This window comes from Arthrobacter sp. P4_H3 (assembly GCF_056400885.1).
On the sequence record NZ_JBFUKK010000035.1, the window covers coordinates 1 to 23,774 of the forward strand.

Annotated in this window: 20 protein-coding genes, 1 tRNA gene and 2 riboswitches; of the genes, 9 read left to right on the forward strand and 12 right to left on the reverse strand. The window is 65.6% G+C overall.

The window, feature by feature from the left end; all coding sequences use genetic code 11:
• The 6 genes from AC1DRE_RS24450 to AC1DRE_RS24475 all read right to left on the reverse strand — a co-directional run.
• Positions 1-1,367: L-serine ammonia-lyase (locus tag AC1DRE_RS24450; protein WP_476987064.1), on the reverse strand; the 1,367-nt coding region annotated here is incomplete at its 3' end.
• 159 nt (positions 1,368-1,526) lie between these two features.
• Positions 1,527-2,846: a serine hydroxymethyltransferase gene (gene glyA, locus AC1DRE_RS24455; RefSeq protein ID WP_476987065.1), complete on the reverse strand. Its 1,320-nt coding sequence runs from the start codon at positions 2,844-2,846 to the stop codon at positions 1,527-1,529.
• The gene (gene gcvH / locus AC1DRE_RS24460; RefSeq protein ID WP_476987066.1) at positions 2,843-3,226 is read right to left on the reverse strand and encodes a glycine cleavage system protein GcvH; all 384 of its coding nucleotides are present in this window, start codon (positions 3,224-3,226) and stop codon (positions 2,843-2,845) included. Before gcvH ends, glyA begins: the two co-directional genes overlap by 4 nt.
• Before the next feature lie 548 nt (positions 3,227-3,774).
• Positions 3,775-4,935 carry a glycine cleavage system aminomethyltransferase GcvT gene (gcvT, locus tag AC1DRE_RS24465; protein WP_476987067.1) on the reverse strand — a complete coding sequence of 387 codons (1,161 nt, stop codon included), beginning with the start codon at positions 4,933-4,935 and terminating at the stop codon, positions 3,775-3,777.
• 11 nt (positions 4,936-4,946) lie between these two features.
• A complete protein-coding gene (gene gcvP / locus AC1DRE_RS24470; protein ID WP_476987068.1) occupies positions 4,947-7,799 on the reverse strand; it encodes an aminomethyl-transferring glycine dehydrogenase in 2,853 nt (950 codons plus the stop codon).
• 51 nt (positions 7,800-7,850) lie between these two features.
• A riboswitch (glycine riboswitch) is annotated at positions 7,851-8,000 on the reverse strand.
• Between the two features lies 1 nt (position 8,001).
• A riboswitch (glycine riboswitch) is annotated at positions 8,002-8,100 on the reverse strand.
• Between the two features lie 150 nt (positions 8,101-8,250).
• Positions 8,251-8,790: a TetR/AcrR family transcriptional regulator gene (locus tag AC1DRE_RS24475; protein ID WP_104176238.1), complete on the reverse strand. Its 540-nt coding sequence runs from the start codon at positions 8,788-8,790 to the stop codon at positions 8,251-8,253.
• A 68-nt stretch (positions 8,791-8,858) separates the two neighbouring features.
• On the opposite strand from AC1DRE_RS24475, the gene AC1DRE_RS24480 reads away from it, so the two are divergent.
• A complete protein-coding gene (locus AC1DRE_RS24480; RefSeq protein WP_476987069.1) occupies positions 8,859-10,505 on the forward strand; it encodes an MFS transporter in 1,647 nt (548 codons plus the stop codon).
• A gap of 142 nt (positions 10,506-10,647) precedes the next feature.
• On the opposite strand, the gene AC1DRE_RS24485 is transcribed toward AC1DRE_RS24480, so the two are convergent.
• Complete coding sequence (locus tag AC1DRE_RS24485) at positions 10,648-11,127, reverse strand: Dps family protein (RefSeq protein WP_011690627.1); 480 nt, start codon at positions 11,125-11,127, stop codon at positions 10,648-10,650.
• A 192-nt stretch (positions 11,128-11,319) separates the two neighbouring features.
• Here AC1DRE_RS24485 and AC1DRE_RS24490 point away from each other — a divergent pair, with 192 nt between their 5' ends.
• Genes AC1DRE_RS24490 through AC1DRE_RS24500 form a run of 3 tightly spaced genes read left to right on the forward strand, consistent with a single transcriptional unit; the run spans position 11,320 to position 14,996 of the window.
• Positions 11,320-12,354 (forward strand): nitrilase-related carbon-nitrogen hydrolase, encoded by a 1,035-nt coding sequence (locus AC1DRE_RS24490; protein ID WP_476987070.1) that lies wholly within the window; start codon positions 11,320-11,322, stop codon positions 12,352-12,354.
• Positions 12,351-13,376 (forward strand): agmatine deiminase family protein, encoded by a 1,026-nt coding sequence (locus AC1DRE_RS24495; RefSeq protein WP_476987071.1) that lies wholly within the window; start codon positions 12,351-12,353, stop codon positions 13,374-13,376. Before AC1DRE_RS24490 ends, AC1DRE_RS24495 begins: the two co-directional genes overlap by 4 nt.
• 30 nt (positions 13,377-13,406) lie before the next feature.
• Positions 13,407-14,996: an APC family permease gene (locus AC1DRE_RS24500; protein ID WP_476987072.1), complete on the forward strand. Its 1,590-nt coding sequence runs from the start codon at positions 13,407-13,409 to the stop codon at positions 14,994-14,996.
• A 99-nt stretch (positions 14,997-15,095) separates the two neighbouring features.
• Here the strand turns inward: AC1DRE_RS24500 and AC1DRE_RS24505 are convergent, their stop codons facing one another.
• The 3 genes from AC1DRE_RS24505 to AC1DRE_RS24515 form a co-directional block, all read right to left on the reverse strand.
• Positions 15,096-15,638 (reverse strand): AMIN-like domain-containing (lipo)protein, encoded by a 543-nt coding sequence (locus AC1DRE_RS24505; RefSeq protein WP_476987073.1) that lies wholly within the window; start codon positions 15,636-15,638, stop codon positions 15,096-15,098.
• A 311-nt stretch (positions 15,639-15,949) separates the two neighbouring features.
• Entirely contained in the window at positions 15,950-16,252 is a 303-nt protein-coding gene (locus AC1DRE_RS24510) for a DUF4193 domain-containing protein (RefSeq protein WP_104176232.1), read from the reverse strand.
• Between the two features lie 155 nt (positions 16,253-16,407).
• A complete protein-coding gene (locus AC1DRE_RS24515) occupies positions 16,408-16,629 on the reverse strand; it encodes a hypothetical protein (RefSeq protein WP_476987074.1) in 222 nt (73 codons plus the stop codon).
• A 143-nt stretch (positions 16,630-16,772) separates the two neighbouring features.
• Here AC1DRE_RS24515 and AC1DRE_RS24520 point away from each other — a divergent pair, with 143 nt between their 5' ends.
• Complete coding sequence (locus tag AC1DRE_RS24520; RefSeq protein ID WP_476987075.1) at positions 16,773-17,123, forward strand: hypothetical protein; 351 nt, start codon at positions 16,773-16,775, stop codon at positions 17,121-17,123.
• Between the two features lie 89 nt (positions 17,124-17,212).
• Here the strand turns inward: AC1DRE_RS24520 and AC1DRE_RS24525 are convergent.
• Positions 17,213-17,286, reverse strand: a tRNA-Thr gene (locus AC1DRE_RS24525).
• 161 nt (positions 17,287-17,447) lie between these two features.
• Positions 17,448-18,338: a DsbA family protein gene (locus AC1DRE_RS24530; RefSeq protein WP_476987076.1), complete on the reverse strand. Its 891-nt coding sequence runs from the start codon at positions 18,336-18,338 to the stop codon at positions 17,448-17,450.
• Positions 18,339-18,518: 180 nt separating this feature from the next.
• Between AC1DRE_RS24530 and AC1DRE_RS24535 the strand changes: the two genes are divergently transcribed.
• From AC1DRE_RS24535 to AC1DRE_RS24550, 4 genes are all read left to right on the forward strand, one after another.
• Positions 18,519-20,021 (forward strand): alpha,alpha-trehalose-phosphate synthase (UDP-forming), encoded by a 1,503-nt coding sequence (locus AC1DRE_RS24535; protein ID WP_476987077.1) that lies wholly within the window; start codon positions 18,519-18,521, stop codon positions 20,019-20,021.
• The gene (gene otsB / locus AC1DRE_RS24540; RefSeq protein WP_476987078.1) at positions 20,011-20,829 is read left to right on the forward strand and encodes a trehalose-phosphatase; all 819 of its coding nucleotides are present in this window, start codon (positions 20,011-20,013) and stop codon (positions 20,827-20,829) included. The genes AC1DRE_RS24535 and otsB overlap by 11 nt, the downstream gene beginning before the upstream one ends.
• A 236-nt stretch (positions 20,830-21,065) precedes the next feature.
• Positions 21,066-22,148 carry an ABC transporter ATP-binding protein gene (locus AC1DRE_RS24545; protein ID WP_104176227.1) on the forward strand — a complete coding sequence of 361 codons (1,083 nt, stop codon included), beginning with the start codon at positions 21,066-21,068 and terminating at the stop codon, positions 22,146-22,148.
• A gap of 175 nt (positions 22,149-22,323) precedes the next feature.
• Positions 22,324-23,739 (forward strand): DUF4032 domain-containing protein, encoded by a 1,416-nt coding sequence (locus AC1DRE_RS24550; protein WP_104176226.1) that lies wholly within the window; start codon positions 22,324-22,326, stop codon positions 23,737-23,739.
• Positions 23,740-23,774: the final 35 nt, after the last annotated feature.

Genomic DNA, 23,774 nt, shown 5'->3' on the forward strand with positions numbered 1-23,774 from the left:
TTGTATTTGGAGCTCATGTCCTTGCCGGTTTCGCGCATGGTGACGATGACTTCGTCGAGGGAGACCCGGTGTGTGCCGTCGCCCCAGAGCGCCATTTTGGCGGCGTTGATGGCCTTCGCCGCGGCGATGGCGTTGCGCTCGATACAGGGGATCTGCACGAGCCCGCCGATCGGGTCGCAGGTCAGGCCCAGGTTGTGTTCCATCGCGATYTCCGCGGCGTTYTCCACCTGCTGCGGGGTCCCGCCCATGACCTCGGCCAGTCCGGCGGCCGCCATCGAGGACGCCGASCCGACCTCGCCCTGGCAGCCGACCTCGGCCCCGGAGATCGAGGCCTGCTCCTTGTACAGCACCCCGATGGCGGCCGCGGTCAGCAGGAACTTGACCACGACGTCGTCRCGGTCCGCCTGGGTGGCCACATCCATGCCGGGGGCGAAATGCAGTGCGTAGTACAGCACGGCCGGGATGATCCCCGCGGCACCGTTCGTGGGGGCGGTGACCACCCGGCCGCCGGAAGCGTTCTCCTCRTTCACSGCCAGCGCGATCAGGTTCACCCACTCCTGCCARTACTTCGGGTCCCGGTACCCGGGATCGTGGTCCCGGCTTTCCTTCAGGAGCCGCTCGTGCCAGTCCGGGGCCCGACGGCGGACCTTCAGCCCGCCGGGCAGCAGCCCCTCACGCTTGAGGGACGTTTCCACGCAGCCTTCCATCACCGCATAGATGTGCAGCAGGCCCGCCCGGATCTCCTCCTCCGTCCGGGACGCGCGTTCGTTCACGAACATGATCTCCCCGATGGACAGGCCCTTGGACTGGCAGCGGCCCAGCAGTTCCGCCGCGGTCCGGAACGGCAGCGGCAGTTCCTTCTTGGACTCATCGAGTTCCTTCAGCGCCGCGTCCTCCTCGCCTTCGCGGACGATGAAGCCGCCGCCCACGGAGAAGAACGTGGCACGGTGCAGGACCTCCCCGGCCGCGTCGGAAACCGTGAACGTCATGCCGTTGGTATGCCGCGGCAGAATGGTCAGCGGCCGCAGCACGATATCCTGCACCCCGTACGGGAGCTGCACGGACCCCGCCAGCTGCAGTTTCCCGGACCCGGCGATCGCGGCCAGCCGCTCCTCCACCTCATCGGGCAGGATCAGTTCCGGGTGGAAGCCCTCCAGGCCCAACAGGATCGCCGTCATGGTGCCGTGGCCGTGCCCGGTCGCGGCCAGGGAGCCGTAGAGATCCACCCGCAGCGACGCCACCTTCTCGAGGGTGCCGGAGCCCTTGAGCTCCTCGGCGAACACCGCGGCAGCCCGCATCGGACCCACCGTATGTGAACTGGACGGTCCTATTCCGATGGAAAAAAGATCAAAGACACCAACAGCCATGATCGGTTCCTAACTAGGTCTAACTGTGGTCCGGCAGATGGTCCTGCCGGAAGGGCCGCGCAACCGCCGGTCGGCGGGCGCGTTGCCCGATGCGCGGCGCCGGGCGGCAGCTTGTGGCGGCCGCCCGGCGTCGTGATCTGTACTTCTGTAATACGTGCTCTAGCCGAGGTTCGCAACCGACGGGTAGAGCGGGTGGGCGGCGGCCAGCGACTCCACCCGGGAGCGCAGGCCGGAGAGGTCCGCGCCGGCGTCGGCAGTCAGGGCCTCGGCGATGATGTCCGCGACCTCGGTAAAGGCGGCTTCGCCGAATCCGCGGGTCGCGAGGGCCGGGGTGCCGATCCGCAGCCCGGAGGTGACCATCGGCGGGCGCGGATCGAACGGCACCGCGTTGCGGTTGACGGTGATGTCGATCTCCGCGAGCCGGTCCTCGGCCTGCTGGCCGTCCAGCTCGCAGTTGCGCAGGTCCACCAGGACCAGGTGCACGTCGGTGCCGCCGGAGATCACGTTGATCCCCTTGGCCGTGACGTCCGGCTGGACCAGCCGCTCGGCCAGGATCCGGGCACCGGCGAGGACGCGTTCCTGGCGTTCCCTGAACTCCGCGGACGCGGCGATCTTGAACGCCACGGCCTTGCCCGCGATCACGTGCTCCAGCGGCCCGCCCTGCTGGCCCGGGAACACCGCGGAGTTGATCTTCTTCGCGATCGCGGCGTCGTTGGTCAGGATGATCCCGCCGCGCGGACCGGCCAGGGTCTTGTGCGTCGTGGACGTCGTGACGTGCGCGTAAGGGACCGGGGACGGGTGCAGCCCGGCTGCCACCAGGCCGGCGAAGTGCGCCATGTCCACCATCAGGTACGCACCCACCGAATCGGCGATCCGGCGGAACTCCGCGAAGTCCAGCTGCCGGGCGTACGCGGACCAGCCGGCCACGATCAGCTGCGGCTTGTGCTCCAGGGCCAGGCGTTCCACCTCAGCCATGTCAATGGTGTGGGTGTCTTCGCGGACCTGGTATGGGACCACGTTGTACAGCCGGCCGGAGAAATTGATCCGCATGCCGTGGGTCAGGTGACCGCCGTGCGCCAGGTTCAGGCCCATGATCGTGTCGCCCGGCTTGATCAGCGCGTGCATCACCGAAGCGTTCGCCTGCGCACCGGAGTGCGGCTGCACATTCGCGAACCCGGCGCCGAACAGGGCCTTCACCCGGTCGATGGCCAGCTGCTCGATCACGTCAACGTGCTCGCAGCCGCCGTAGTAGCGCTTGCCCGGGTACCCCTCGGTGTACTTGTTCGTCAACACCGAACCCTGCGCCTGCATCACCGCCGCGGCAGTGTGGTTCTCCGACGCGATCATCTCCAGGCCCGTACGCTGGCGGGCCAGCTCGTCGTCGATCTTCGCCGCGATCTCCGGGTCCAGTGCGGACAGGTCCGCATCCAGGGACGGGGAGACTACCTGCTCGAACGCTGTTGCCTGAGCCGCGCTCACAGTTCGCCGCCGTTCTTGGACGCATACTCCTGCGCGGAGAGCAGCGGGCCGTCGGACTCGGCAGCCACCTTGAACAGCCAGCCGGCGCCGTACGGATCACTGTTGATCAGGGCCGGATCGTCGACGACGGCGGGGTTGATCTCCGTGACCTCGCCGGTCACCGGGGAGTACAGGTCCGAGACGGACTTGGTGGACTCCACCTCACCGCAGGTCTCCCCCGCGGTCACCGCGGCACCAACCTCGGGCAGGTCCACGTACACGATGTCGCCCAAGGCATCCGTGGCCACGGCGGAGATGCCGATGGACACAACGTTCCCGGCCTCGCGCGCAACCCACTCGTGCTCGTCGGAGTACTGCAGTTCAACGGCAACTTTTGCCATGTTTTTTCCTTTGCTCTTGAAACTAGTGGGCTAAATCAATGGTGGCTGGGTATCGCGGCGGGACGCGCCATCCTCCGCGTGCTCGGTCGCGTTGGCGCCCGCTGGGCGGACGCGACGCTCCCTTAGACGCACGCTTCCGGAATCCACTTCCCCGCCGCTTTGTGCCAGTGCTTTCTCCGAAAAGAAACCTGGCTTTCAAATCAATAGGTCCTAGCTCCACGTTGGCGCCAACGGCTTCAACAAGCTCAACCCCCAATGATCGAGCTTGTCGACGTGCCGGTAGGACAAGCCAACCCACGGCAGGCCATCCATCCCCCAGCACCTTGGCTGACGAAAGCGCCGGAACGGGGCGGCAGTCCTGTCTTAGCGGTAGTTCAAAAGGTGAGCTGGCCAGAGGCCCCCTTCGGAGCTGGCATCCGGAAGCGTGCGTCTAAGGGAGCGTCACGTCCGCCCAGCGGGCGTCCACGCGACCGAGCACGCGGAGGATGTCAGCCCCGACGGGGCCAAACGGTGCCGGCACCGGAGCCGCGAACCGCCGACAGCCGGCGCTACTTTTGGCGCTTGTAGAAAGGCAGTGCGACGACTTCGAACGGCTCCGCCTTGCCCCGGAGGTCGATGTCCAGGGCGGTGCCGGGTTCGGTGAACTCGACATCGACGTAGGCGAGCGCGACCGGGTAGCCGAGGCTCGGACTGGGCTGGCCGGAGGTCACCTCGCCTACGACGTTGCCGTCCTTGAGGACCGGGTAGTGGCCCCGGCCGGCACGGCGTCCGAGGCCCTTGAGGCCAACAAGCTTGCGGCCGCTGGTTGATCCTGCACCGGCTTCCTTTTTGGCTGCCAGTGCCGCCTTGCCCACGAAGTCGCCTTCCTTGGAAAGCGCGACGACGGGTCCCAGTCCGGCGGCGAACGGGTCGCCGTCGATGGAGAGTTCGTTGCCGTACAGCGGCATGCCGGCTTCCAGCCGGAGCGAATCGCGGGAGGCCAGGCCGGCAGGCGTCAGTTCCCCTTCATCCGCGATGGCGACGATGGCCTGCCAGAGGGCGGCTGCGTCGGCGTTCTCCACGAAGATTTCGAAACCGTCCTCACCGGTGTAACCGGTGCGGGCCAGCAGGAGGTCGGTGCTGCGTCCGGCCACCATAAAGGGAACCTCGACGGCGGCGTAGTACTTCAGGCCGGTGACCAGCTCGTGCTGCGCCGCGGGAACCAGGCGGAGCAGGATGCCTTCGGCCTTGGGACCCTGGACGGCGATCAGCGAAGTGGCGGCCGACACGTCGTCGACGACAACGTCGAAGCCTGCAGCCCGCTCAGCCAGGGCATCGGCCACCACCTTGGCGTTGCCGGCGTTCGGCACCACGAGGAACCTGTCAGTGCTGTCCTGTCCGGCCTCCGCCGGAGCGGGCCGACGGTAGGTGATGAGGTCGTCAATGATGCCCCCGTCCTCGTTGCAGATCAGCGAGTACTTGGCCTTGCCGACGGCCATCGCCGAAATCTTGCCCACCAGGGCATAGTCGAGGAAGGCCGCGGCGTCGGGGCCGGTCACCCAGACTTCGCCCATGTGGGAGAGATCGAAGATGCCCGCGGCCTTGCGGACGGCGTGGTGCTCTGCCAGTTCGGAGCTGTACTTGAGGGGCATCTGCCAGCCGCCGAAGTCGGTGAAGGAAGCGCCGAGCTTCTTGTGCTCTTCGTGGAGTGCTGTGTAGTTCTCAGTCATCGCGGGAATCCTTAGTTTTCGAAGTCTTCGATGGGCGGGCAGGAGCAGATCAGGTTGCGGTCCCCTGCTGCGCCGTCGATGCGGCCCACGGGCGGGAAGTACTTGTCCTGCTTGAGGTGGTGGACGGGGAAGGCGGCCTGCTCGCGAGGGTATTCGCGGCTCCAGTCGGAGGAGACGACGGCGGCCGCGGTGTGCGGTGCGTTGCGCAGCGGGGAGTTCTCCACCGTGAAGTCGCCGTTGGCCACCTGGTCGATTTCCTGGCGGATGGTGATCATGGCATCGATGAAGCGGTCAATCTCCACGAGGTCCTCGGACTCGGTGGGCTCCACCATGAGCGTGCCGGCAACCGGGAATGCCAGCGTGGGGGCGTGGAAGCCGAAGTCGATGAGGCGCTTGGCCACGTCTTCCGCCGTAACTCCCGTCTTGGCCGTCAGGGCACGCAGGTCCAGGATGCACTCGTGCGCCACGAGTCCGCCTTCGCCGGTATACAGGACCGGGAAGAACTCGTTCAGGCGGGAAGCGATATAGTTCGCCGCCAGCAGCGCGGACTTGGTGGCGTCGGTCAGGCCGGTACCGCCCATCAGCTTCACGTAGGCCCAGGAGATCGGCAGCACCCCGGCGGAACCGAAGCGCGACGCCGAGATTGCCACGCCGTGACCGTCTTCGTGGGCAGCCTTGTTGGCATCGCCCGGCATGAACGGCGCAAGGTGGGCCTTGGCCGCAACCGGGCCGACGCCCGGTCCGCCGCCGCCGTGCGGGATGCAGAAGGTCTTGTGGAGGTTCAGGTGGGACACGTCGCCGCCGAACTTGCCCGGCTGCGCCAGGCCCACCAGGGCGTTCAGGTTGGCGCCGTCAACGTAGACCTGCCCGCCGGCCGCGTGCACCGAGTCGCAGATTTCGCGGACGTCGGCGTCGTATACGCCGTGCGTGGACGGGTAGGTGATCATGATCGCGGACAGGACGTCCTTGTGGGTTTCGATCTTCGCCTGGAAGTCGGCGTGGTCGATGGTGCCGTCGGCTGCGGTGGCCACGACGACCACCTTCATGCCGGCCAGGACGGCGGACGCGGCGTTGGTGCCGTGCGCCGAGGCCGGGATCAGGCAGACGTTGCGCTGGTCATCGCCGCGGGACAGGTGGTAGCCGCGGATCGCCAGCAGGCCCGCGAGCTCGCCCTGCGAGCCGGCGTTCGGCTGGATGGAAACCTGGTCGTAGCCGGTGATCTCCGCGAGGTCCGCTTCCAGGCCTTCGATCAGTTCACGCCAGCCTTCGGTCTGGGAGTCCGGGGCGAAGGGGTGGATGGAGGCAAACTCCGGCCAGGAGATGGCTTCCATCTCGGCGGTGGCGTTCAGCTTCATGGTGCATGAACCCAGCGGGATCATGGTGCGGTCCAGCGCGAGGTCGCGGTCCGAGAGCTTGCGGATGTAGCGCAGCAACTGGGTTTCCGAGCGGTGTGTGTTGAAAACCGGGTGCTGCAGGTAGTCCGAGGAACGCTCGACGGCAGCGTCGAGGGCGAAGCCTGCGTCGTCCGAGGCAACCTCGGCGCCGAAGACGGCGGCAACGGCGGCGACGGTTTCCGGGGTCGTGGTTTCGTCAGCGGAGATGCCGACCGTGTCTGCATCGATGCCACGCAGGTTGATGCCTTTGGCTTCGGCGGCGGCGACGATGTCGGCGGCTTTGCCCGGGACGCGGACGGTGATGGTGTCAAAGAAGCTGCCGTGCAGGATCTCAAGGCCTGCGCCCTGCAGGGAGGCCGCCAGGGTGCGCGCGTTCTGGTGGACGGTCTCGGCGATGGACTTCAGTCCGTCAGGGCCGTGGTAGACGGCGTACATCGAGGAGACGATGGCCAGTAGCGCCTGTGCGGTACAGATGTTGGACGTGGCCTTTTCGCGGCGGATGTGCTGCTCGCGGGTCTGCAGGGCAAGGCGGTAGGCCGGGGTGCCGGCGTTGTCCTTGGACACACCCACCAGGCGGCCGGGCATGGAACGCTCAAGACCCTTCTGGACGGCCATGTAGGCGGCGTGCGGGCCGCCGAAGAACAGCGGCACACCCAGGCGCTGGGTGGAGCCGACGGCGATGTCCGCGCCCTGCTCACCCGGAGGGGTAATCAGGGTCAGCGAGAGCAGGTCGGCCGCCACGGTGACCAGCGCGCCGCGTTCCTTCGCGGCGGCGATAACGGCGGCGTGGTCGAACACACGGCCGGAAACGCCCGGCTGCTGCAGCACGATGCCGTTGATGACGCCGTCGGGCAGTCCCTTGGAGAGGTCCGCCACCTCAACCTCGAAGCCGAGCGCCTCGGCACGGCCCTTGACGATGGCGATGGTCTGCGGCAGGACATCCGCGTCCAGGACCGTCTTGCCGTCATGGGCGGCCTTGTTCTTGTTGGCACGCCGCATCATCAGGACTGCTTCAGCCACGGCGGTGGCTTCGTCCAACAGGGAGGCGTTGGCGATGGGCAGGCCCACGAGGTCCTGGACCATGGTCTGGAAGTTCAGGAGTGCCTCAAGGCGGCCCTGGGAGATTTCCGGCTGGTAGGGCGTATAGGCGGTGTACCAGGCCGGGGATTCGAGGATGTTGCGGCGGATCACTGCCGGGGTCACCGTGTCGTAGTAGCCCTGGCCGATCATCTGTACTGCCGTTTTGTTCCTGGCAGCCAGCTTGCGCAGCTCGGCCAGTACCTCGACCTCGCTCAGGGCGTCCTGCAACGTCAGGGCGACTTCCTGCCGGATATCCTTCGGAACGGCCGTGTCAACCAGCGAGTCAACGGTGTCGTAGCCGACAGCCTTGAGCATCGCGTCGACGTCGGCTTCGCGGCGCGCGCCGATATGGCGGTCAACGAAGGAAGTGGAGGCTGAATTGACAGTCACAAGGAACTCCATAACTAAGGCGGCGCAGGGTACGCCACATCGATTCGGGTTCCTCCCCACTCTGTATTGGACCTGAGAGTTTCCGCGGAGCCGTGCTTTCGCATGGGTCCGCTTGCACCGTCGGTGAGCACAGCATGTCAGCGTTCCGCGTCTCAACAGGGTTGGGACGCGGGACGGACAGCCTGCTGCTTTCCAGAGTTGCCTTGCCGCGGCGGTACATGGGCCTGAGAGATTCCTGGGGAGGATTTGCTCCTACGGCGCCTGCTTGTACCTACTTGCAGAACTCTCCCGCCGCAGATCAAAGGCATATTTAGTTTGCGGTGACAACAGTCACAGCGTCCATTGTCCTACGCCGGAGACGCGTCTGCAAACTCCAGGGACAACGCCGGCGCCGCGTTACGAACCTCCGGAGCGGCGGGCCTGAACGGCGGGTTCGGCAGCCGCGCGGCGCTCAGCCGCGGAGGCGTTCGACGGCGGCCAGGAGACTGTCGACGTCGCCGCTCATTTCGGGCGGCGAGGCACCGGGACCGCTGGCGAGCATGGCATTGAAATACAGTCCATCGCCCATGTAGAGCACGGCCTTGGCCATCGCCGGGCCGACGTCCCCTGCCAGCAGCCCCAGCCAGGCGCCCTGGACGGCAGCGAATCGATGCAGCGTTTCCTCGTGGGCCACTTCGGCCAGCCTAGTGGCGGCCACGAAGACCCGGTCCAGCGGAGTGTCTGCCCAGAGGGAGGCTTTGATGAAGTGAACCGCCGCCCCTTCAGGAGCGTTGGCCATGATTTGAACATCCTCCGCGACCAGCCGGTCCATGCGCTCCAGGAGCGCCGAGATCATGGCCTCCTTGTTCGGGAAGTGGTACAGGAGTCCGCCCTTGGAAACGCCGGCCCGCCTCGCCACGGCATCCAGGGTGGCGGCGCGTTCACCCACTTCAATCAGGAGGGATTCAAAGGCGTCCAGCACGGCCTCGCGTGCAACAGGTTTTCTGGCCATGGTTCCTATCATGCCCGGTGGCCCGGGCTCATTTCTTAACTATACCGTCCAGACGGTACAGTTATTACATGGGTACCTTCTCCTCACCTTCGACGCCGGCCACGCAGGACCTCGCCGCCGGCGCTTCCGTCCGCGCCGCGCACCAGCCTGCCGGCCGGCAGCCCACTGGCCCACAGCCGACCGGCCGGCAGCTTGGCGCCCCGAAGCCGGGACGTGAATGGCTTGCCCTCGGGCTGCTGATGTTTCCGGTCCTGCTGGTCGCCGTCGACAACACCGCCCTGACGTTCGCGCTGCCCGCGATCGCCCGCAGCCTGGAACCCAGCGGCGTTCAACTGCTCTGGATCGTGGACGCCTATCCGCTGGTCCTCGCCGGGCTCCTCGTGGCCATGGGGAGTCTTGGCGACCGGATCGGCCGCCGCCGGCTCCTCCTGATCGGCAGCACGGGCTTTGCCGCGGTGTCGGCAGCCACCGCCTTCGCTCCCAGCGCGGAATGGCTCATCGCCGGACGCGCGGCACTGGGCTTTTTCGGTGCGATGCTGATGCCGTCCACCCTGTCCCTGATCCGCAACATTTTCCCGGACCCCAACCGGCGGCGGCTTGCCATTGCCATCTGGGCGGCAGGATTCTCGGGTGGTGCCGCACTGGGCCCGATCTTCGGCGGCTGGCTCGTGGAGCAGTACTGGTGGGGCGCCATCCTCCTGGTTGCAGTGCCCATCATGCTGCCCATCCTGGCCTTCGGCCCTGTTTTCATTCCCGAGTCCAGGGACCCGCGGCCCGGCACGGCGGACATCGCCAGCATCGCCCTGTCCCTGCTGACGATGGTTCCCGTGGTCTACGGCATCAAGTCGCTGGCCACGGAGGGATTCGGGGTCGCACCCGCCGCGATCATCGCCTTCGGGCTGTTGATGGGCTACGTCTTCGTCCGGCGCCAGAAAAGACTCCTGAGCCCGCTACTGGACGTGAGCCTCTTCGGGAACAGGATTTTCAGCACGGCCATCACGGCCAACGTCCTGGCGCTGTTTTCGTTCAACGGCTTCATTCTTTTCCTGGCCCAGCACCTCCAGCTGCTGGAAGGCCAGCGCCCGACGGAATCCGGAATCGCCATGATCCCGGCCCTGATTGCCACCGTGGCCGCCGGATTGCTCGTGGTGCCGCTGGTGCGGAAGGTTCGGCCCGGCTTCGTGGTTGCCGGGGGCCTGTCGCTCAGCGCGGCAGGCTACTTCGTGGTGGCCTTTGGCGATCATTCAGGCGGCCCGGCCCTCCTGCTGGGCGCCCTCCTAATCCTTGCCCTAGGTGTGGGCGCGGCGGAAACCATCTCCAACGACCTGATCCTGGGGGCTGTCCCGCCGGAAAAGTCGGGCGCGGCAGCCGCCATATCGGAAACAGGCTATGAGATTGGCTCACTGCTTGGCACAGCCATCCTTGGCTCGATCCTCACTGCGTCCTATCAGCGGAACCTGGTTCTGCCGGAGGGCATCAGCATGTCCGGGACCGGCAGTGCCGCCCACGACGTCGCCCAGGCCCGCGAGACGCTGACGGGGGCAGTCGAGCTGGCCCACTCGCTGCCGGCCCCGCTGGCGGACGCCCTGACGTCCGCCGCCCGGGTGGCGTTTGATTCGGGTGTCCACGTGACGGCGTCCATTGCGCTGGGGCTGATGGCAGGGGCCGCGGTCCTGGTCGCCGTCGTACTCCGCGGAGTACCCAAGGCGAAGTAGCCCCTCTTCCCTTTTCGATATAGGCCGGCCGGGCAAAGGGGAGGCCCGGCGCCGGATGATCCGGTGCCGGGCCTCCCTGGCGGCTGCGGGCGAACAAGGGCGTCGCAACCGTCTTCCCTGCGGCGTTAGTGTGCCGCCGGGGTTACTTGCTGTCGGGAGTGGTCACGCTGGCCGAGGCCTTCATGTTCTCCGCGCCCACCATCCATGCGTACTGCTCGAGCTTGGCAATGAACTCGTGTAGCAGGTCCGCGGTGGTGGGATCTTCCTCATCAACCTCGTCGTGGACCTTGCGCATGGTGCCCACAGCGGCCTCAAGTGCGGCCACGATGCGGTCAACGGCGTCCTTGGTGCTGATCAGGCCCTGCGGGAACTGGGCGAGGCTGGTGGTTTCCGCCACGGTGGCACTGCGGCCGTCCGGCAGGGCATGGAGCGCGCGCATGCGCTCGGCCATGTCATCGGCAAAGTTCCGTGCGGCGTCGATGATTTCATCCAGCTGCAGGTGAAGGTCACGGAAGTTCGTTCCCACGATGTTCCAGTGCGCCTGCTTGCCCTGGATGTGCAGTTCAATCAGGTCCGCGAGCACAGCCTGCAGATTATTGGTCAGCGTCGGTGATGCCTTCATTGATCCTCCTGGTGTCAGCGGTTTCTCGGGTAATCCGAAACTATCCCAGCCGCCACAGCGGCGCCACCGATTCTCGCGCCGGGCTTAACAAAATGATGTTTGTTCATTTTTCCCTTGCCATGCGGCGGCATGGCATGGATACTAAATGAACGTCATTCATTTAGTGACCGCCGTCTCACTGGAGTATTCACCATGATTGAAATCACCTGCCTTACCCCGCCTGTTTCCCTCGCGCGGACCCAGCCCTCGGCGCGTCCTGCGCTGAGGATCGGAGTGGTTCAGCACCGCTGGCACGCCGACGCCGCGGAACTCCGCGCAGAACTGGACGAGGGCATCGGACGCGCAGCCCGGCTGGGGGCCACCGTTGTCTTCCTGCCGGAACTCACGCTCTCCCGCTACCCGGCGGACACCCTCCCCGAAAACGACACGTCACGCCCCTGGGCCGCACGCCCCCGCCCGTCGGACCTCGCCGAGGAGCTGCTGACCGGCCCCACGTTCCGTTTCGCCGCTGAGGCCGCCCGCCGGCACGGCATCTGCATCCATGCTTCCCTGTACCAGCGTGCGGAGAACCCGGACGGCTCCGACGATGGCCTGGGACTGAACACGTCCATCCTGGTGTCCCCCGAGGGTGAACTGCTGGCCCGAACCCACAAGCTCCACATCCCGGTGACCGCCGGCTACTACGAGGACAAGTTCTTCCGCCAGGGCCCGGCCGGGGAGGACGCCTACGAGGTCCACTCCCCCGCCGAACTGGGCGGCGCCCGGCTGGGCATGCCCACCTGCTGGGACGAATGGTTCCCGGAACTCGCGCGCCTGTATTCCCTGGGCGGCGCGGAAATCCTGGTGTACCCGACGGCCATCGGCTCCGAACCGGACCACCCGGACTTTGACACCCAGCCGCTCTGGCAGCAGGTGATCGTCGGCAACGGCATCGCCAACGGCCTGTTCATGGTGGCGCCGAACCGCTGGGGAAGTGAGGGGACACTGAACTTCTACGGTTCCTCCTTCATCTCGGACCCTTACGGCCGGATCCTGGCGCAGGCTCCCCGCGACGAATCCGCCGTCCTCGTCGCCGACCTGGACCTGGACCAGCGCAAAGACTGGCTCACGCTCTTCCCGTTCCTTGCTACCCGGCGCCCCGACACTTACGGCCGGCTCACGGAACCCGTCCGCCGCAGCGAGCCGCTGGGCGGCGAAGCACCCACTTACCACGAGGTGACCGCATGAGCCGGTGGCGCATGCCCGCCGAGACGGCGCCGCAGGAGCGCATCTGGATGGCGTTCCCCACCGGGGGGTACACCCTCGGTGACACGGCAGAAGAAGCCCACGCAGCGCGATCCGTCTGGGCCGCCGTCGCCAATGCCGCCGTCGAATTTGAGCCGGTCACCGTGGTGGTGACCCCCGACGACGTCGACACCGCCGCCCGCTACCTGGATCCGGCCGTTGAGGTTCTCACCGCGGACCTCAACGACGCCTGGATGCGGGACATCGGCCCGACGTTCGTGCTGGACGAAGCAGGGCGCCTCGGCGCGGTCGACTGGGTCTTCAACGGCTGGGGCGGACAGGACTGGGCCCGCTGGGACAAGGACTCGCTGATCGGCGCGGAGGTCGCCGGCCGGTCCGGAGCCCGCCACCTTTCCTCGGCCCTGGTCAACGAGGGCGGCGGCATCCACGTGGACGGTGAGGGCACCGTGCTGGTCACCGAAACCGTGCAGCTGGACCCGGGCCGCAACCCCGGACTGTCAAAGGCCGATGTGGAGGCCGAGCTCGCCCGGACCATCGGCGCCACGCACACCGTCTGGCTGCCCCGCGGCCTGGCCAGGGACTCGGAGCGGTTCGGAACCCGGGGCCATGTGGACATCGTGGCTGCCATCCCCTCCCCGGGCACGCTGCTTGTCCATTCCCAGCAGGACCCCGGGCATCCCGATTACGAGGTCAGCCGCGAGATCATCAGTTTCCTCTCCACTACGCGGGACGCGGCAGGCCGGGAGTGGAACATCATCGAAGTCCCCGCACCCGTTGTGCTCACGGACGACGAGGGATTCGTGGACTACAGCTACATCAACCACCTGGTGGTCAACGGCGGGGTCATCGCCTGCACCTTCTCGGACCCCAACGACGAAAAGGCCCTTCGGATCCTTGCCGATGCCTACCCCGGGCGCCGGATCGTGGGCATCGACGCCCGCGAGCTGTTCGCGCGTGGCGGCGGCATCCACTGCATCACCCAGCAGCAGCCTGCTGCTTCCTAGACCCGTGATGATTCCCAGAAAGGGACGGACATGACCCAAACCATCCGCAACAGCTCCGAGACCGGCACAGCCGGCGCCGGGGCAGCCGGCGCAAGTTCCGCCGTCGCTGACGCGCCGGGCACGCCGCACGGCATCACCGGAAAGGGACTGAAGGGCGGGCAGCTGGGCCTCCTCGCCGTCGTCGTCCTTGGCATTTCAACGATTGCCCCGGCCTACACGCTGACCAGCGCCCTCGGGCCCACGGTGAACGAGGCCGGGCTGCAGTTGCCTGTCATCTTCCTCATCGGCTTCATTCCCATGATCCTGGTGTCCCTGGCCTACCGGGAGCTCAATGCTGACTCGCCGGACAGCGGCACCACGTTCACCTGGGTCACCAAGGCGTTCGGCCCCTGGGTGGGCTGGATGGGAGGCTGGGGACTCCTCGCGGCGAACATCATCGTGCTGTCCAACCTGGCCGCAGTGGCGGTGGACTTTTTCTACCTGTTCCTCGCCCAGCTCACGGGGACGCCGGAACTGGCCGACCTCGCCGCCAACAAGCCCCTCAACGTGGCCACGTGCTTTGTCTTCGTGGCGCTTGCCGTCTGGGTGAGCTACCGCGGGCTGCACACCACCAAGATCGTGCAGTACGGCCTGGTGGGATTCCAGCTGCTGGTGCTCGGACTGTTCGTCGCCATGGCGTTCGCCAACTGGTCTTCCTCGGAAACCTCCATCCCGTTCAGCTGGGAATGGTTTGACGTCACCAAGATCGAAACCTTCGGGCAGATTGCCGCCGGGATTTCGCTGTCCATCTTCGTGTACTGGGGCTGGGACGTCTGCCTCACCGTGAACGAGGAAACGGCCAACGGCAAGAAGACCGCAGGCATTGCCGGCACCCTCACCGCCGTCGTGGTCCTGGGCATCTACCTGTTGGTGACCATCGCAACCATGATGTTCGCCGGGGTGGGCACCGAGGGCGTCGGCCTGAACAACGAGGAGAACCACGCCAACATCTTCACGGCGCTGGCCTCCCCCATCATGGGCCCCTTCGCCATCCTGATGTCCCTGGCCGTCCTGTCCAGCTCGGCGGCTTCGCTGCAATCCACGTTCACCTCGCCGTCCCGCAGCCTCCTGGCCATGGCCCACTACGGTGCCCTGCCCAAGCCCTTCAGCCACCTGAGCAGGAAGTTTGCGACGCCGGGCTTCGCCACGGTCGCGTCGGGCGTCCTCTCGGCGGGGTTCTACGCGATCATGCACGTGGTCAGCGAAAACGTCCTCAACGACACCATCCTCGCGCTTGGCCTGATGATCTGCTTCTACTACGGGCTGACGGCATTCGCGTGCGTCTGGTACTTCCGTGAGAGCGTGTTCAGCAGCTTCCGGCACTTCATGCTGCGGCTGCTCTGTCCGCTGCTGGGCGGACTGGGCCTCCTGGTGGTTTTCCTGCAGACGGCGGCAGACAGCTGGGCGCCGGAGTTCGGCAGCGGGTCCGAGATCTTCGGCGTGGGACTGGTGTTCATCCTCGGCGTCGGCATCCTCGCCCTCGGCGCCGTGTTCATGCTCATCATGGCCAGGCTCCGGCCCGGGTTCTTCCGCGGCGAAACCATCCGCAAGGACACCCCGGCCCTGGTGGTGCCCGAGTAAGGGATCCCCGCAACCACTGTGTTAAAAGGACCCACACGGCTGCAGGCCCCGCCCCGGACGATCCGGAGCGGGGCCTGCAGTGCGTTTTGCTGGTGCAGGTCACCAGTAGTGTGCAACGTCTACCACCAGGCGTGATCCTGCCCCCGGCCCGTCCAGGGTGAATACCCTGAAGGGAAGGCGTCCACGAACGCCAAGGCCGATGGTCGAGTACCCTTCGAAGCTCCCCGCCCAGGCCACTTGGCGGAAGGTCTGGTAGCCGCCAACGTTGGTCAGTTCATTCCTGTCGGCCGGGTTGTACGTGGAGTTGCCGCCGTCGTCATAAGCCGCCGCAGTGACGGTGATCTGGAGGAATGCCCGTCCGCGCAGGGGAACCGGGAGCCCGGAACCGTCCTGCACGACTGTGGGGACATACCGTGCGGTATAGCCTTCCACGGGCCCGTTGAGGTCAACCACCAGGCGGTCGAAGCAGTAGTGCTGGCCCGTCCGGACGTCGGTGACCTTTCCGGTACTCATGGCCGCCTCGGATTTCTCCAGCGATCCCCACACCAGCCCGCAGTAGGAGGCGGATGCCGGCGCCGGGGCCACAAGGCCGAGTCCGGCTGCCATCAGGATTGCCGCCAGCCATACTTGAAATTTCTTCATTTGAGCCACCCTCGGAAGTGATGAGATACCTCAAGCGTAGGAGTCGGCGCCGGCAAAAACGAGGGTCGAAATCCCTTCGGCGCCCAACTGTTAGCCAGCCCTGGCGCAGGTTACGGGACGATGTTTGCGGTGGTGGTTTTCCCGCCGTTCGGAACCCTTCGGGGGGATTATGGGCGTGGTTCCGTGATGTCGGATAACGACGACGGCGGTGGAGTTAACTCTGCGGATGCAGCGAGGCGCCGGCCGCCCTTTTCGGGCTGCCGACGCCTCGTTATGCCTTGCTGTGGAGTTGTGGCGCGCCGGAAAGGTGCCTAGCCTTCGCAGTCGCGGCAGTACTTCATGCCGTTCTTTTCGCGTGCAACCTGGGACCGGTGACGGACCAGGAAACAGGAGGAGCAGGTGAATTCGTCGGACTGCTCGGGAACAACAGTGACCGTGAGCTCTTCGCCGGAAAGGTCCGCCCCGGGAAGGTCGATGCCCTCGGCCGTGTCGTTCTCGTCAACGTCGATCACGGCGGTCTGGGCTCCGCCGCTGCGGGACGCCTGAAGGGCCTCCAGCGATTCAGCGGGAGACTCTTCTTCTGTCTTGCGTGGGGCGTCGTAATCGGTAGCCATTGCGTGGTTCACTTTCGTTGCTGCGCAGCGCCATTTCAGGCACCTCAGTGAAGCAGTTTAGGTCATTATGCCGGTAGTTGAGGCAAAGTGTGCCCAACCCGACAAATTACGTCGCCACGCAGTCCTACCGGAGGCCGTGAAGAGCAGTCCGGCGGCTAGCCCTCGCCGGCCGCACCGGCCGTTTGGCCGTGTGCCCTCGCGGCATGCTCGGCTGCGATGGACACCCCGCTGAGTGCCGGGAGCCAGCCCCACCTGGTCACATCGGCGATGGCCGCATTGCCCTGTTCCCAGGCGCTGGGGTCCTGACCGGGCGCTGCGGCCGGCATGGGCCGCGCCTCGAACCAGGAGGCTATTCGTGCGGGCAGGCGTGTTGTCATACGCCCAAGGTAGGCGGGTCATGTTGTGGGCACGTTTCGCCGCAGTCTCCGCGGCGTTACATCTGTTGGCCGGGGCTCTGGCGGCCCGTGATCGGCCGTTTTAGCCTTGAGGGACAACACATCCGAGATCCCGGAGGTATGACATGGCCACGAAGCTCAACAAGAAGGCCCTGGATCACGCCCGCAGGCTCGTGAAGGACGGGAAAGTTGTCCGCGACACCCGGGACGACTGGAGCGAGCATGCACCGTCGGCTGACCAGGAAAATGCCTTCATCGAAAAGCACGGCTTCTCAGAGTTCTCCAAGTGGCATCTGGGCCTCGACCCGGACGAGTCCGAAGGTACCAAGGGCAGCGTGAGTTTTCCTTTTGGCGATTTCAAGAAGGTCCACCGTTGTGCCGTGGTTTCCCTGGAAAGCCGCGCGGCGCAATATGACCATGATGAAATCGCCAAGGCTGCCAAGGACCTGCTCGGGAAGATAGACGACGACTCGTAGGCGAGGGCCGGGGTGCACTTGACGAAAGCGCCGGGCATGAAAAACCCCTCCGTTCCAGGCGGACTTGCCGGAAAGGAGGGGTTGCGCAGAGCCCCCTGTCGGATTCGAACCGACGACCCCCGCTTTACAAGAGCGGTGCTCTGGCCAACTGAGCTAAGGAGGCGTGCCCTGTTTCTGCCTGAAGGATCAGGCGCACCGGGCGGTGCTGGATGCGGTGCTAGATAAGGTTAGCCCAAGGACGCCCCCGCGGTAAAAACGGCAGCGGCCCGGTTCCGGATACTTCCGGAACCGGGCCGCTGAACTGCTGCGCGGGCGAGGCTGCTGCTAGCCCTTGGCGTCGATGGCGGCCTGGATGAACGGGATCAGGTCGGTGTTGGCGGAGTCGCCCTTGCCCCACTGCTTGCCGTCCACGAAGGCGGTCGGAGTACCGCTCACGCCGATGGCCGCAGCTTCCTGCGTTACCACCTTGACGTATGGCCGGTACTTCTTCTCTTCCACACAGGAATCGATGCTCTTGGCACCCACGTCGGTGGCCATCTTCTTCAGCTCGTCATCGGACAGGCCCGCGCTGCCTTCGGCCGGCTGCTTGTCGAAGAGCATGTTCAGGAAGTCGGAGTACTTTTCCGGCGATTCGTTGACCACGCAGGCTGCGGCGTTGGCCGCGCGGGAGGAGTAGTTGGTGGTGGACTGCTGGTCCAGGAAGCCGAGCGGCCTGTACTCCAGGGAGATCTTGCCTTCGTTGCGGAGGCTGGTCAGCTGCTCGTTATACGTGGTTTCGAACCGCTTGCAGACGGGGCAGATGAAGTCGATGTAGACGACCACCTTCACGGGCTTGCCCGCTTCGGCCTCGGCGCCGGGAGCCGTTACCTCGGCGGGTGGTGTTTCCGGTTTGGCCGGAACGTCCTTCGCGTTGACCGTCGCCGGGTCGGACTTGGCAACCTCGGAGTTGGCCAGCAGCGTCACACCACCGTGGATGTTGCCGTTGGCCGGCGTGGGACCTTCGTCCGCGACCGGAGCGTTGTTCCGGATGTTGGAACTGACCACCAGGGCAACGATGGCGAGGATGGCCACAACGGCCACCACGATGCCCCAGCCGATGAGGAGCTTGTTGCGCTTGTCCTTCTTCAGCTGCGCCTCACGGATCTCACGGGCTTTCTCGCGGGCCTCGGCAGTGCGTTCTGCTTTGGACTTGCGGGGTTCGTTTGCGGCGCTCATCAGTTCCTCGTGTCGATCGGCCAGGTGCGGACCACGTCAGTGGCAACTTTTTCAGTTTAGGGGAGAAACCTGAGAGCTTGCGCTTTCAAGTTTCCGTCAGCCTGCCCAACGGATGAATAGCAGGGAAGATTCCGTCCGACTAGGGTTGACGTTGAGCTAATAGCAACCCAAGGGGCACCAATGCACACTACGCACCGTGAAAAACCCGACGCAACCGCTAACGGGAAGCCCGCTCCGGGCGACGGCCACGCTGAAGCCGCACTCTATGACTTCATGGTCGTGTCCAACCGGCTGCCGGTTGACCGCTGCGCGCCCGAGGACAGCGGCTGCGAGGACGGCTGGCGCCGGTCACCGGGCGGCCTCGTCACCGCACTGGCTCCGATGATGACCAAGACCGACGGCGCCTGGGTGGGCTGGCACGGCGCCCCGGATGAAACCGTCGAGCCCTTCAGCCATGGCGGCATGGACCTGGTCCCGGTGCAGCTGAGCAACGACGACGTCGAGCTGTTCTACGAGGGCTTCTCCAACGCCACTCTCTGGCCGCTGTACCACGATGTGATCGCGCCGCCGGAATTCCACCGCACGTGGTGGGACTCCTACCGGAAGGTCAACCGGCGGTTCGCCGACGCCGTCGTACGGCACGCCGACCACGGAGCCACTGTCTGGGTCCAGGACTACCAGCTGCAGCTCGTTCCAAAGATGCTCCGCGAAGCACGCCCGGACCTGAAGATCGGGTTCTTCAACCACATCCCGTTCCCCCCGCCGGAAATCTTCGCCCAGCTCCCCTGGCGCAAGGCCATAATTGACGGACTCCTGGGCGCGGACCTGGTGGGCTTCCAGCGCAGCAGCGATGCCGGCAACTTCATGCGTTCCGCCCGGCGCTTCCTGGGTGCGAGCGTCAAGCAGCAGCAGGTGCACGTCAAGGGCCCGGACGGCAGAACCACCCACATCGCCCGTGCGCAGGCTTTTCCCATCTCCATCGACGTCAAGCAGATCAGCGAGCTGGCCCGCAATCCCGAGATCATCGAGCGCGCCCACCAGATCCGCCGGGACCTTGGCAATCCCAAGACCATCCTCCTCGGCGTCGACCGCCTCGATTACACCAAGGGCATCCGCCACCGGCTCAAGGCCTATGAGGAGCTGCTGGCCGACGGCAAGGTCACGGTGGAGGACGCGGCCCTGATCCAGGTGGCGAGCCCCAGCCGGGAGCGGGTGGAGCAGTACCGCCTCCTTCGTGAAGAGGTGGAAGGCACCGTGGGCCACATCAACGGCACCTACGACACCATGCAGAACACGGCGGTGCGGTACCTGCATCACAGCTATCCCATCGACGAAATGGTGGCCCTCTACCTGGCGGCCGACGTCATGCTGGTCACTGCGCTGCGGGACGGCATGAATCTGGTGGCCAAGGAGTACGTAACCGCCCGCACCAACAACGACGGCGCCCTTGTTCTGAGCGAATTCGCCGGTGCCGCGGACCAGCTCAAACAGGCTCTCCTGATGAACCCGCATGACATCGACGGCCTCAAGGACACCATCATGAAGGCCGTGGACATGCAGCCGGCCGAGGCTTCCCGGCGGATGCGTTCCATGCGCAAGCAGATCCTGGATCACGACGTCGATCTCTGGTCGGCAGACTTCCTGGCAGCGCTCAAAGAGAAAGTGGTCCGCGATGACTCCTGATGCCGCTCCGGGCAAGACGCCCCTCACCCTTCAGCCGGAACTCCTGGCAGCCCTCAAGGACGTTGCCGCCACCGAGCACCTGCTCGTGGCGATGGATTTCGACGGAACCATCTCCCCGCTGGTTGACCACGCGGCGGACGCCCGCCCGCTCCCCCGGTCCGCCGCCGCCTTTGCCGGCCTTGCCGGCCTCCCGCGCACGACGACGGCACTCATCTCGGGGCGGGCCCTCGCCAGCCTCCGTGCGGTCGCTTCGCCGCCGCCTGAGACGCTGCTAATCGGCAGCCACGGGGCAGAAGCCTGGCTTGGACCGGGCTCGTCCGAACTCACCCTGGACCCGGAACAACTGACGCTGCTGGCGGATGTCCGCCGCATCCTTGAAGAGATCGTGGAGCAGGCACCGGGCACGTTGCTGGAGGACAAACCCGCGGGCGTGGTGCTCCACACCCGGCTGGCTGCCGACGACGTTGCGGAAGACGCCGTCGCCGCCGCCCGGGCCGTCCTGCAGGACCGCCCCGACGTTTACTTGAAGAACGGAAACCGCGTCCTGGAGACGTCAGTAGTCCACGCTTCCAAGGGCGAAGGCATGGCCTTCCTCCGCCAGGCGACCGGCGCCACGGCGGTGGTCTTCGCCGGCGACGACACCACCGATGAAGACGCCCTCGGACGGCTCTATCCGGGGGATGTGGGCGTGAAGGTGGGGCTGGACTTCACCCAGGCGCAGTTCCGTGTGGAGGCTCCGGTGCACATCGCCGAACTGCTGGAAGCGCTGCTCAGGGAACGGACCCGGGCCGTCTCCGGCTCCGCATAGGTTGGCGTCTACCGTTACGGATCTCACATGTGACCTCCGTAACATTTGCACCACATTGCATAAAATCTGACATACTCTGTTTGTGATGTGGCGCACAGACACCGTGCGGCGTCACGCGATACTCCTCGGCTTCGGCCGGGGAGTACACGGCTGCAAAACCGTGGACAACTGAATAAATATGAACCATTCACAACGGATCGTCCGGCACGTACCTGCCGGTGAAGGGATTGATAACTGTGGCTACAGTTACTTTTGATAACGCTACGCGTCTGTACCCGGGCACAGATAAGCCCGCCGTCGATAAGCTCAACATCGACATCGCCGATGGCGAATTCCTGGTCCTCGTTGGACCCTCCGGTTGCGGTAAGTCCACCTCGCTGCGCATGCTCGCAGGCCTTGAGGACGTCAACGCAGGCCGCATCCTCATTGGTGACCGCGATGTCACCGACGTTCCGCCGAAGGACCGCGACATCGCCATGGTCTTCCAGAACTACGCGCTGTACCCGCACATGACGGTTGCAGACAACATGGGCTTCGCTCTGAAGATCGCCGGCGTCAGCAAGGAAGAGCGCGCCGAGCGTGTCCGCGAAGCAGCAAAGCTTCTTGACCTCGAGCCGTACCTGGACCGCAAGCCGAAGGCACTCTCCGGCGGTCAGCGCCAGCGTGTTGCCATGGGCCGCGCCATCGTGCGCAACCCGCAGGTCTTCCTCATGGATGAGCCGCTTTCCAACTTGGACGCCAAGCTCCGTGTCCAGACCCGTACGCAGATCGCATCCCTGACCCGCCGTCTGGGCGTCACCACCGTCTACGTGACCCACGACCAGGTCGAGGCCATGACCATGGGTGACCGTGTGGCTGTGCTGAAGGACGGCCTGCTGATGCAGGTTGACACCCCGCGCAACCTCTACGACAAGCCCAAGAACGTCTTCGTCGCCGGCTTCATCGGATCCCCCGCCATGAACCTGCTGGAACTCCCGGTCGTCGACGGCGGCGTCCAGTTCGGCGGAACGGTCTACCCGGTTCCCCGCAATATCCTCGAAGAAGCACACGGCGCCACCGTCACCCTGGGTTCACGCCCCGAGGACCTCGAGCAGGTCGCTGCAGGTGAAGGGCTCCAGGTTGAGGTAGACGTCGTCGAAGAACTCGGTGCCGACGCCTACGTCTACGGCCACACCACGCTGGACGGCAAGAGCCACGACATTGTGGCCCGCGTCGACGGCCGCCGTCCCCCGATGAAGGGCGAGTCCATCCACGTCCGCCCGCAGTCCGGGCACGTTCACCTGTTCGACACCAAGACCGGCCTGCGCCTCGGCGACTAGTTCCCGGTTGCAGGGCCTGAATCGGGTGGGTGCACCAGCTGCGACCACCTGATCGGCACCTCAATGCACTGACCGACGGCGGCCCTCCTTACTGGACGGGCCGCCGTCGTGGTTTAAGCGCGGCTTTCCTGACTTTGTTTAGGCACCCCGCCCCTACGTACGGAAGAATTGGCACATGACCGAGGAAAGCAACGCCCAATGGCACGACGAACCCACCGACTACGGCCAGATCGGCAAACTGCCTCGGTTTGAAGCGGCCAGCGCCAACGACGACAAGAGTTCCAACGTCTCCAGCAACCTGAGCATCACCGCCGCCGCGGCTGATCCGGAGCTCCTGGACCTGCCGTGGCACATCGCCCTGGAGGACTGGCCGGCTGAAAACCTCGCCGCGCTCCCCCGCGGTATTTCCCGCCACATTGTGCGCTTCGCCCACCTCGGCGGCTCCGTGATTGCCATCAAGGAAACGTCAGAGCACGTGGCCCGCCATGAGTATCACATGCTCCGCAAGCTGGCACGCCTGGACGTGCCCTGCGTTGAGCCCGTGGCCGTCATCACCGGCCGCACCACGCCGGACGGCAGGCCGCTGAACCCGGTGCTGGTCACCCGCCACCTGAAGTTCTCCATGCCCTACCGTGCGCTCTTCTCCCAGATGCTGCGCAAGGACACCCTCACGCGCCTGATTGACGCCCAGGCGCTGCTGATGGTGCGGCTGCACCTCATCGGCTTCTACTGGGGAGACGTTTCGCTCTCCAACACCCTCTTCCGCCGCGACGCCGGCGCGTTTGCGGCGTACCTCGTGGATGCTGAAACGGGCGAGCTGTACCCGGACCTGTCCACAGGCCAGCGCGAATACGATCTCGAGATCGCCCGGGTCAACATCGCCGGTGAGCTGATGGACCTGCTGGACGGCGGGCTGATCGAGGAGAAGGTGGACCCGGTGGCCACCAGCGAACTCATCATGGACAGCTACCGGCGGCTCTGGACAGAGCTCACGGCGAAGGAGTCGTTCGAGATCGGGGAACGCTGGCGTGTGGCCGCCCGGATCCGGAAGCTCAACGAGCTGGGGTTCGACGTCGAGGAATACGCGATCAAGACCACCCAGAACGGCTCCACCATCCAGCTGCAGCCCAAAGTGGTGGACGCGGGGCATCACCAGCGCCGGCTGCTGCGGCTCACAGGACTGGACGCCCAGGAAAACCAGGCCCGCCGCCTGCTCAACGACATGGACTCGTTCCGGGCGGACAACAACCCGACAATGGACGAGGAATACAGCGCCCACCTCTGGGTCAGCCAGATCTTCGAGCCCATTGTCCGTTCGATTCCGCGCGACCTTTCCGGCAAGCTCGAACCGGCGGAAGCCGTCCACGAGGTCCTGGAACACCGCTGGTACATGTCCGAAAAGCAGGAACGGCATATTCCGCTGGCCGAAGCAGTGCAGTCCTACATCGACTCCATCCTTCGGCACCGCCGCGATGAGGCCGCAATCATGCTGAACCCGGACACCGAGCTGCTCAAGATCCTGGAAGTGGAGACCGAGCAGTCCCGGTACGGCGACGAGGACATCGACGAATACCCGGACGCCGACGACTAATTCCCCCAACTAGGTAGCAGTTAATGTCGTTTTGA